The sequence below is a fragment of the Actinokineospora diospyrosa genome (assembly GCF_024171925.1).
Lineage (GTDB): Bacteria > Actinomycetota > Actinomycetes > Mycobacteriales > Pseudonocardiaceae > Actinokineospora > Actinokineospora diospyrosa.
Genome location: NZ_JAMTCO010000011.1, coordinates 109,212 through 117,916 on the forward strand (window position 1 = coordinate 109,212; position 8,705 = coordinate 117,916).

Consider the following 8,705-nt stretch of genomic DNA (forward strand, 5'->3'; position numbering starts at 1 on the left):
GGATGCCTCCTCGCGCCGCCGTCTGACCGTCACCGGGGTTCAACAGTGTCCGTAACCAGAGATCCCTTGTATCACTCTGGGTGGACAGCTGCCACCTAGGCGCGGCCGGACGGTGCGGGTACCCGGCACCATCGAGTGACGCCTGGTCAGGCGAGCGGGCGGAAACCAACCCGCTCGGCGTCGGCGACCGAGCGGAACCAGACCTCGGCGACCGTGCGGTCGAACTTGGCCGACTCCGGGGCGCAGTAGCGCAGCGCGGTGACGCTGGCCTTGATCGTGTACTCGCTCGACGGGGACCGGCCGCCGGGCAGCGGCATGGCCGAGCCGGGGCCGAACGGGCCGGGGGGCACGAACGGGTCGATCCCGGTCGGGGCCTGCTGCAGCGTGCGGGCGCCGCGCAGCCGGTTCGGCGGGGGCGGCGGCGCGGGCTTGGCCGCTTCCGACAGGTCCGCGGGCAGGATCGGCTCGAACAGGGAGCGCTCGCGGTCCGGCGTGGTCTGCAGCACCGGGGCGGGCTCCGGGACCACCGGGGCCGGAACCGGGGCGGTGGCGGTCTGCACGCCGAAGGGGATTCGGTTCTGCGGCTTCGACGGGATCCGCTTCGGCAACAAGCTCGAGTTCCTTTCCGGCGGCGCCTGCCCGTAAGCCGGGGTGGGCTCTATCGGCTGCTGGAACCCCGGCTGTTCGGTCACCGCCGTCCGCGAAGGCTCGAGATCGGCGTACCCGACGGCGTTCTCCACGGCCGCGTGGGCGGGCTGGCGTTGTGGCTCGACATCTGGCTCGACGACGACCGGGTCGACCTCGACCGGCTCGTCGCGCACCACCGGGACGAACTGGGTGGCGTCTACCTGCAGCAGTGCTGGTTCCTCGACCGGCCGCTCGTCGGCGTAGCGCTCCTCGGCGCGGACGGGGTCCTGGTAGCGGTCCTCGGGGTCGGCGAGGTCGCCGCGGGCGGCGTGGTCGCCGTAGCGGGCGACCTGCTCGGGGTCGAGGTACCCGGTGCGGTCGTAGTCCGGCTCGCCGTCGAGGTCGTCGACCAGCGCGGCGTCGTCGTCGGCCCGGGCGCTCGCGCGGGCCGGGACCTCGTCGGCGTACTCGGCGGGGTCGGTGTACTCGGTGCGCTCGTCCGCGTGGTCGGCGCGCTCGGCGTCCGCGTAGCCGACCCGATCGGCGTCGGCGTAGTCAGCTCGGTCGGCGTCGGCGTACTCGGCGCGGTCGGCGTCCGCGTGCGGCAGGTCCGCGTCGCCGTCGACCTTGCCCTCGGCGTCGATGCGGCGGATCAGCTCGGCCGGGATCGGCGTGGTGTGCTGGGTGAAGATCGTGCCGGTGTCGTCGGCGCGCTCGTACTCGTCGGCGCGTTCGTCGTCGCTGTAGTCGCCCTGGTAGCCGGGCTCCCCGGACTCCCCCGCCTCGTCCCGGTACTCGGCGGGGCGCCCGGCGGTGTCCTCGGTCTCGTCGAGGTCGTCGATCAGGCGGTCACCGGCGGCGCGGTCGCGGTCGCCGAACCAGTCGCGGTCGGGGTCGGCCTCGGCGCCCTCGCGCTGCTCGTCGCGGTAGTCCTCGCCGGGCTCGACGGCGGGCGGGATGTACTGGGTCAGCTCCGCGGCGGACACGGGCTCCGGCTCGCGCTCCCAGTCCGGCGCGCCCACCTCGTCCCGCCGGTCCAGCTCGCCGTGCTCGTCGGGGTGCTCGACCCGGTCGTCGTCCGCCCCGGCGCGCAGGTCGTCATCGCGGCGGTCGTGCTCATCGCGGTCGTCGTGATCGCTGTGGTCAGCACGGTCGTCACGGTCATCGCGACGGTCGTGGTCACCGTGGTCAAGTTGGTCACCGTGCTCAAGCAGGTCAGCCCGGTCGCCGTGCTCGTCGTGCTCACCGTGCTCGTGCCGGTCGTCGTGATCGTGCCGGTCGTCGTGATCGTGGCGCTGGTCGGGCGCGGGCAGCGCGCGCAGACCGTCCTCGTCATCGTCGGACAGGGTGAGCAGGCCGCGGCGGATCGACTCCTCGCCCGGCTTGGTGGGCCGCTGCTGCGCGTAGCCGCGGTCCTCGGCGAAACCGGGTACCAGCGCGGAGGCCGTGTAGCCGCTGTCCTCGGCGGCGAGCCGGGACTCGCGCTTGCGCACCGCGGCGAGCCGGTCCTGCAGCTCGGTGGCGCGCTTGCGGGCGGGCAGGGCGAGCAGGAGCCAGCACAGTGCCGCACCGACCAGGAAACCGGCGAGGCTGTAGACCCACACCTGCCCGAAGAACGGCATCGCCGAAGTCTCCCTCCCGGTCGCGTCACGGTCGACGCGGCAAACGGTTGCTCAAGCCTAGGGGAGGTTACTGCGACGCGTCGGACCACCGGCGGCATGCCGCGCAATTAGCCGCTACGTCACAGTTCGGTACCCAGAACTATGCCTCATCGGGTTCGGGCGACTACATAACGTGTCAGTAGCTCGAGCGCGTCGCGGGCCGCGCACCCGGGTAGCGCAGTGAGTTCGGCGTAAGCGCGGTCGGCGTAGGACTCCAGCGTCTGCCGGGCGCGGTCTAGACCAGCCGAGCGGCGCAGCAGGCCCAGCGCCTCGTCGACCTCCGCGTCGTCGGTGATCGGCCCGGCCAGCAGCTGGGTCAGCCTCGGCTCGGTGCCGTCGGCCAGCGCGTAGAGCATCGGCAGCGTGCGCACGCCCTCGCGCAGGTCGGTCCCGGGCGTCTTGCCGGACTCGGTGGCGGGCGAGGCGATGTCGATGACGTCGTCGGAGATCTGGAACGCGGCGCCGATGATGTCGCCGAAGCGGCACAGCGCGTGCACCTCGGCAGGCGAGGCACCGGAGAACATGGCGCCGTAGCGGCCGGAGGTGGCGATCAGCGAGCCGGTCTTCTGCGCGATCACCGACAGGTAGTGCTCGATCGGGTCCGCGTCGCCGGGGCCGACGGTCTCGCGCAGCTGCCCGGTGACCAGCTCGCGCATGGTCTCGGCGATCACCCTGGTCGCGTCGGAACCCAGGTCGGCGACCAGCATCGAGGCGTGCGCGAACAGGAAGTCGCCGGTCAGGATGGCCACCGAGTTGTTCCACCGGGCGTTGGCGCTCGCGTCGCCGCGGCGCATGGTGGCCTCGTCCATCACGTCGTCGTGGTACAGCGTGGCCAGGTGCACCAACTCGACCGCGGCCGCTGCGGCGATCACGCTGTCCGTGCCGCCCGCGTTGAACTGCGCCGACAGCAGCGTGAACAGCGGCCGGAACCGCTTGCCGCCCGCCTTCACCAGGTGCAGCGCCGCCTCGTCGACGAACTCGAAGTCGCTGTGCACGACCTGGCGCAGCAGCGACTCGACCTTGGCCAGCCCGTCGGTCACGGCACCGACGAGCACCGGGTCGGCGGCGTCGAGCCCCAGGAACGCGGGGATGCCGGAGTTCTCGGTGGTGGTCACGGCGGCGGCACTCCTGATCAGCTGTGGCTGTGGAATGCCGAGCCTACTTGGCGTTCAGGTCCAACCCCCGTGGATGTCTTGAAGGCCACCCCCGCGTGGGCGGGGATGGCCTCCAAGGGACACAAGTGATCTTGGGTTACCGGATGGCGAACACACCGCTGGAAGCCCAGTCCAGCGCGAACGCGGGCGCGACGCCCAGCAGCAGCGTCACGATCACGCCGAGGGTGATCGCGGCCGTGGTGAACGCCCCCGGCACGGTGACCGTGGGACCGTCCGCGGCGGGCTCGCTGAAGTACATCAGCACGATCACCCGCAGGTAGAAGAACGCCGCGACCGCCGAGGCGATCAGCGCGACCACGACCAGCGGCGCCATGCCGTCGGCGAGCGCGGCCTCGAACACCACGAACTTGCCGACGAACCCGCTGGTGAGCGGGATCCCCGCGAGCGCGAGCAGCAGGAAGGTGAACACCCCGGCCAGCAGCGGCGAGCGCTTGGCCAGCCCGGCCCACTGCGACAGGTGCGTCGCCTCACCGGAGGAGTCGCGGACCAGGCTGATCACGCCGAAGGTGGCGATCGTGGTGAAGCCGTAGGTCAGCAGGTAGAACAGGGTGCCGGACAGGCCCTTCTCGGTCAGCGCGATGGAGCCGATGAGCAGGAAGCCCGCGTGCGCGACCGAGGAGTAGGCGATCATCCGCTTGACGTCGGTCTGCGTCAGCCCGAGCACGGCGCCGATGACCATGGAGACGATCGCGACGCCCCAGAGCACCCCGCGCCACTCCCACTGGGTCGACTCCAGCGCGACCTGCAGCACGCGCAGGATCCCGCCGAACGCGGCGACCTTGGTGCAGGCGGCCATGAACGCGGTGACCGGGGTCGGCGCGCCCTGGTAGACGTCCGGGGTCCAGGTGTGGAACGGACCGACGGCCGCCTTGAACAGCAGGCCGACCACCAGCAGGCCCATGCCCGCGAACAGCAGCGTGTCGGAGCGGTCGCTACCGGCGGCGGCCTCGGCGATGTCGGCGAGGCGCACCGAACCCGCGTAGCCGTAGAGCAGCGCCACGCCGTAGAGGAAGAACGCCGAGGCGAACGCGCCGAGCAGGAAGTACTTGACCGCGGCCTCCTGCGAGAGCAGGCGGCGACGGCGGGCGAGGCCGCACATCAGGTACAGCGGCAGCGACAGCACTTCCAGCGCCACGAACATGGTCAGCAGGTCGTTGGCCGCGCAGAAGACCATCATGCCGCCGAGCGCGAACAGCGTCAGCGGGAAGACCTCGGTCTGCATCCCGGTCGAGGCGACCTGCGCGCGGTCCTGGATGGTGCCCGGCCGGATCGCCGCGCTGGCCACGAACGCGCCGCCCGGCTCGACCGAGCGGTCGGCGATCAGCAGCACCGCGCCGAGGGAGAGCGCCAGCAGCGTCCCCCACAGGAACAGCGCGGGCCGGTCGACGGCCAGCGTGCCGAACATCGCGGTCTCCCCCGCGGCTGGCGCGTCGGAGACGTAGGTGACCAGCTTGACCCCGGCGGCCGCGATGGTCAGCAGCGCCAGGGTGACCTGGGCGGGCCAGCGCAGGTGCTTGGGCAGCAGCGCCTCGAACAGCACGCTGAGGCACGCCGCGCCGAGCACGATCAGGATCGGCCAGATCGCCGACACCGGGGGCGCCTCGACCTTGGGCGGCGCTGGCTGCTCCTGTGCGAGCAGGAGCACGGAAGACATCAGCGACACTGCGACTGCCTCTCTCCGGACTGGGCCGACGGCGCCGACTGGACCGGGTCGACCAGGGCCGCCTGGCACATCGTGGCGTCAACGGTCGGGGTCACGACGTCGAGCACGGGCTTCGGGTAGAGCCCGAGGCCGACGATCAGCAGGACAAGCGGTGCCAGCACCAGCTTCTCCCGCCCGTTGAGGTCGGCGATCGCCCGCTTGGCGCCGATCTCGGGGTCGATCATGGTTCCCGGACCGCCAGCGGCCCCGACCAGCGCGTCACCGCGCAGCGGGCCCTGCATGATCCGCTGGTAGAGCCACAGCACGTAGAGCGCGGCGAGCACCATGCCGACGGTGGCGATGATCGTGTACACCGGGGCGTTGGGGAACGAGCCGATCAGCACCAGGAACTCGCTGATGAAGGAGTTCGTGCCGGGCAACGACATCGAGCTCAGGCCCGCGATCAGCAGCATGGCCGCCAGGACCGGGGTCAGCTTGGCCATGCCGCCGTAGTCGGCGACCCGGGTGGAACCGCCGCGGGCGATCACCATGCCCACCACCAGGATCAGCATCCCGGTGGCGATGCTGTGGTTGACCATGTAGGTCACCGAGCCGACCATCGACTGCGAGCTGAACGCGAAGATGCCCAGCGCGATGAAGCCGAAGTGGGCGATCGAGACGTAGGCCAGGAACCGCTTCATGTCCCGCTGGCCGGTGGCCAGCATGGACCCGTAGATCACGCCGACCACCGCCAGCACCAGCACCAGCGGCGCGAGTTCCTTGCTGGCCAACGGGAACATCGGCAGCAGGTAGCGCAGGAAGCCGAAGGTGCCGACCTTGTCCAGGATGCCGACCAGCAGCACCGCGACGCCGATCGGCGCCTCCGCGGTGGCGTCCGGCAACCAGGTGTGCAGCGGCACCAGCGGCGCCTTGACCGCGAAGGCGACGAAGAAGCCAAGGAACAGCCAGATCTGGGTCTCCAGCGGCGCCTTGCTCACCACCGAGGTCAGCTCGGACCAGTCGAAGGTGTTCTTGCCCAGTTCCTCGCCAGCCAGCACGTAGCAGCCGATGACCGAGGCCAGCATGATCAGGCCGCCGAGGAACGAGTACAGGAAGAACTTGACCGCCGCGTACTGCCTGCGCGCCCCGCCGTAGGAGCCGATCAGGAAGTACATCGGGATCAGCATGATCTCGAACAGCACGTAGAACAGGAACACGTCGGTCGCGGCGAACACGCCGACGGTCAGCGCCTGCTCCAGCAGGATCAGCGCGAAGAAGCCGCCCTTGGTGCGGCCCTCGGGCACCTTGTCCGCCCAGCCCGCGCCGATCACCAGCGGCACCAGCAGCCCGATGACCGCGATCATCACCAGCGCGATGCCGTCGACGGCGAAGGAGATGTGCACGCCGAAGGACGGGATCCAGTCCAGCGAGAAGCCCTGCTGGAGCCGGGCACCGCCGGGCTCGAACTGGATCCAGGCGACGACGCCCAGGACGAACTCGACGAGGGAGAACGCCAGCGCCGCCAGCTTGGCGACGTGGTCGTTGCCGCGCAGCGCGACCACGACGGCGGCACCGACCAGCGGCAGCAGCAACAGCGCCGCCAGCAGCCAGTTCCCGGTCGAGGATGGGGTGATCATGCGAACCTCACCATCAGCAGTGCGGCGATCACCAGGATCGACCCGCCGAGCATGGACAGCGCGTACGAGCGGACGAACCCGGTCTGCAGCCTGCGCAGGCGGCCGGAGCTGCCGCCGAGACCGGCCGCGATGCCGTTGACCACGCCGTCGACGCCGCGGTTGTCCACGAACACCAGGAACCTGGTGAGCCAGACGCCGGGGCGGGCGAACAGCGCCTCGTTGAGGTGGTTGCCGTAGAGGTCGGCCCGCGCGGCGCGCACCGGCCAGGACACCCGCTGCGGCCGGGTGACCGGCTGCTCGCGGCGACCGAACACGGCGAACGCGATGGCCGCGCCGATCGCGGAGATGCCCACGGTCAGGATCGAGACCGCGGTGTGCGACAGCGGACCGTGCACCTCGGCGAGCTCACCGACCGAGGGCTCCAGCCAGCCGGGCAGCATCCCGGACAGGATCGCGCCAGCGGCGACCGAGCCGATCGACAGGATGATCATCGGGATGGTCATCGTCGGGCCGGACTCGTGCGGGTGGTAGGCCCGGCCGTCCTCGGACTTGAGCTTCTCCCAGCGCGGCTTGCCCAGGAACACCAGGATCAGCAGGCGGGTCATGTAGAACGCGGTCAGCCCGGCGCCGAAGAGCGCGATACCGCCGAAGACCCAGCCGCGACCGCCACCGGCGCTGAACGCGGCGCTGATGATGGCGTCCTTGGAGAAGTAGCCGGACAGGAACGGGAAGCCGATCAGCGCCAGGTAGCCCAGCGTCCAGGTGATGAAGGTGATCGGCATCTTCTTGGCGAGCCCGCCGAGGCGGCGGATGTCGCCCTCGTCGTTCATGCCGTGCATGACCGAGCCCGCGCCGAGGAACAGCCCGGCCTTGAAGAAGCCGTGCGTGAGCAGGTGCAGGATGCCCAGCGCGTACCCGGCCGGGCCGAGGCCGACCGCCAGGATCATGTACCCGATCTGGCTGACCGTGGAGTAGGCCAGGACCTTCTTGAAGTCGTCGTAGGCGCAGCCGATCACGCACCCGATCAGCAGCGTGATGGCGCCGATGATCATCACGACGAACCGCGCGTCCTCGGCCTGCGCCAGCGAGTACAGCGGGCTGGAGCGGGCGATCAGGTACACGCCCGCGGTCACCATCGTCGCCGCGTGGATCAGCGCGGACACCGGGGTCGGGCCCGCCATCGCGTCCGGGAGCCAGGCCTGCAACGGGAACTGGCCGGACTTACCGCAAGCACCGAGCAGCAGCAGGATGCCGATGGCGACCACCACGCCGGTGGACTGGTTGCCGATCTCGGCGAACACCACGTCGTAGGACGTGCTGCCCATGTGCTTGAACATCAGGAAGATGGCCAGCGCCAGGCCGACGTCGCCGACCCGGTTCATCAGGAACGCCTTCTTCGCCGCCGTCGCCGCGAAGTCCTTGCCCTGGTACCAGCCGATCAGCAGGTAGGAGGCGAGACCGACGCCCTCCCACCCGAAGTAGAGGGTCACGAAGCTGTTGCCCAGGACCAGCAGCAGCATCGCGGAGACGAACAGGTTCAGGTAGGCGAAGAACCGCCGCCGGTCCCGGTCGTCGGACATGTAGCCGATCGAGTAGATGTGGATCAGCGACCCGACACCGGTGATCAGCAGGACGAAGGTCAGCGACAGCGGGTCCAGCCGCAGTCCGAGGTCGACGCTGAGGCTGTTGACCGAGATCCAGTCGAACAGGTGCAGGTCGCGGGTGCGGTCGTCGGCACCGAGTGCGGTGGTGTCGAAGAACAGCACTAGGCCGTAGACGAACGCGCCGATGACCGTGGCGCTGCCAAGCAGGTGGCCCCACTTGTCGGTGCGCCTACCGCCGATCAGCAGCACGGCGGCACCGGCGGCGGGCAGCACGAGCAGCAGCCAGGCCAGGTTGGCGACCCCGGTTGCCTGCTGTGCCCCGTCCGCGAGCGTGCCCGCGAGGTTGATGGTTCCCGTCA

At 70.4% G+C, this 8,705-nt stretch carries 5 protein-coding genes; all 5 read right to left on the minus strand.

Annotation, left to right across the window (positions count from 1 at the left end; genetic code table 11):
* Nucleotides 1-146: 146 nt before the first annotated feature.
* On the minus strand, nucleotides 147-2,249 hold the full coding sequence (locus tag LV75_RS22845; protein ID WP_253889037.1) for a sunset domain-containing protein: 2,103 nt from the start codon (nucleotides 2,247-2,249) through the stop codon (nucleotides 147-149).
* Between the two features lie 146 nt (nucleotides 2,250-2,395).
* Nucleotides 2,396-3,403: a polyprenyl synthetase family protein gene (locus LV75_RS22850; protein WP_253889038.1), complete on the minus strand. Its 1,008-nt coding sequence runs from the start codon at nucleotides 3,401-3,403 to the stop codon at nucleotides 2,396-2,398.
* A gap of 136 nt (nucleotides 3,404-3,539) precedes the next feature.
* Complete coding sequence (gene nuoN / locus LV75_RS22855) at nucleotides 3,540-5,117, minus strand: NADH-quinone oxidoreductase subunit NuoN (protein ID WP_253889039.1); 1,578 nt, start codon at nucleotides 5,115-5,117, stop codon at nucleotides 3,540-3,542.
* Nucleotides 5,117-6,742, minus strand: a complete 1,626-nt coding sequence (locus LV75_RS22860; RefSeq protein ID WP_253889040.1) for an NADH-quinone oxidoreductase subunit M — start codon at nucleotides 6,740-6,742, stop codon at nucleotides 5,117-5,119. Before LV75_RS22860 ends, nuoN begins: the two co-directional genes overlap by 1 nt.
* Nucleotides 6,739-8,694, minus strand: a complete 1,956-nt coding sequence (gene nuoL / locus LV75_RS22865; protein WP_372504220.1) for an NADH-quinone oxidoreductase subunit L — start codon at nucleotides 8,692-8,694, stop codon at nucleotides 6,739-6,741. Before nuoL ends, LV75_RS22860 begins: the two co-directional genes overlap by 4 nt.
* Nucleotides 8,695-8,705: the final 11 nt, after the last annotated feature.